Source organism: Vibrio sp. S12_S33, from assembly GCF_963889785.1.
GTDB lineage: Bacteria > Pseudomonadota > Gammaproteobacteria > Enterobacterales > Vibrionaceae > Vibrio > Vibrio aestuarianus.
Map to the genome: position 1 here is coordinate 1 of NZ_CAWPQZ010000130.1, position 1,717 is coordinate 1,717.

The window sequence follows — 1,717 nt, forward strand, 5'->3', positions numbered from 1 at the left end:
AAAGTGCAGCAGCTAACTAGGCGTTTAAGACGGATTCCCAACGCTTGGGAGTTTCGGGTCTAGGTTGAGTTTTGTGTTTAAAGCACAATGGTTTAGGATTGTGGTCGCGTTGCTCACCACTTAACGCGGCGTTAGCACATTCATGGCAACTACGGTGGATTAGATGGAAGTAGAATTACTTATTGATATTTCGACAATTTTGAGTGGTTTGTCTACTGTAGCAATTGCTGTTTTAACAGTTTTTCTCTGGAGAGAAAATAGGCTACTGAGAAAAGCTGGTTCTGAACCAAAGTTAGTCGCATATTTTGAACCTCATCCTGACGGAACTGGTGGATTAAATATTTCGGTTGCGAATGTAGGAACTGGTCCTGCTCGTGATGTTTATATTCAATTTAAAGGTGAGGAGTCTGACTTCACTAATTACGATCTGATTCTTGATTGTACAGAAAAAAGGGGGCCACTTACCCTTATACCTCAAGGTGAGAAAATCTCGGTTTTGTTTGCAATAGGTTATCAACTTTTTAAGCCAAAAAATGGCAATGAACGTGAGCCATTACCGCCATTTTCTGTCGCACTAGAGTGGAAAAGCCTAGATGGAAAAGCGGTTTTTCGAGACGAATATAAACTTGATGTTAAACCTTATGGCAGTTTGCCGGGATTGGTAAATAAGCCATATCTTCTAAAAATAGTTAACTCAATTGATGGTGTCAGTGAGAGTGTTTCTAAGCTCAATAAAGATGTAACCGGGTTGGCAAATATCATTGAAGCAAACAGGCTAGAGGAGCCATGGGTACAGAAACATAGGGGCAACAGTGACTAAAAATGTGCTAACAAACAATTTAAGAGTGATTCGGCACGCGTGGCATTTTTACTATGCGTCGGTTTAAGTGGTTAGGGTGGTATGCGGTAGCATTGGTATTGCGTGCCTCACACCTTAATTGGGCGTTATGTTTACAATCGAATATCGGGGGGTATGTGATAGAGTCAATATTTTGTTGGTTTGATGGCGTTTTTTCAACGGAAGACCATAAAGTTCAACTAATCGCTATTATTTTGTCTACATTGATAGCTTTATTTGTGTTGTTTGCAAACCAGAGGTTGATGAAACGTACAGCAAGAAATGAGTTAATGCTTAGTAAGTATGAGTTGGCATATAACCATACGGTTCAAATAGATGCTTTGGTTACAAAATTATGCTCATCAAGCGAGAACTTAAATTTGGGACAAACTGTAAACATGGAAATTTCCCTTAATACTCACGCTCAGGAACTAGTCGGTCTCACTGCACTGTATTTTCCTCAAATTAAGTTTGATTCTGAATTAATTGATAAACTTCTTGCTCAGGTGAGGATAAATAGAAAACTGCCAAAATTATGTGAATTAGATGGTTTAGAACAAAATATTAAAGGTAATTTAGTATCAATTAAAGAGTTTATATTTCAAGAGATTAAACGATACAGGCACTAAAACTGTAAACATAACAAGCAATTCAAGTGGATTCTCAACGCGTGGCAGTTTTACTATGCGTTAGGTAAAGTGTTTTACGGTGCAATGCAGCGGTTTGGCCAGTGCGTTGTTCACCACTTAATTGGGCGTTAGCTGGGGTTAAGAAAAACGGTGAATTTAGGGTGGAAAGGCTTTCGGTTTTCTAGCTACACACCGGACAAATCTCAGCTTCTCAACTATCTCGCCAGTGGCACTTTTCGGGAAGTGTTTG

At 39.3% G+C, this 1,717-nt stretch carries 2 protein-coding genes; both read left to right on the forward strand.

From position 1 onward, the window contains the following. The first annotated feature begins 163 nt into the window (after positions 1-163). Positions 164-820 (forward strand): hypothetical protein, encoded by a 657-nt coding sequence (locus tag AACW06_RS19380; RefSeq protein WP_192076311.1) that lies wholly within the window; start codon positions 164-166, stop codon positions 818-820. Between the two features lie 155 nt (positions 821-975). Continuing rightward, complete coding sequence (locus tag AACW06_RS19385; protein WP_192076312.1) at positions 976-1,467, forward strand: hypothetical protein; 492 nt, start codon at positions 976-978, stop codon at positions 1,465-1,467. The last annotated feature ends 250 nt before the right edge of the window (positions 1,468-1,717 follow it).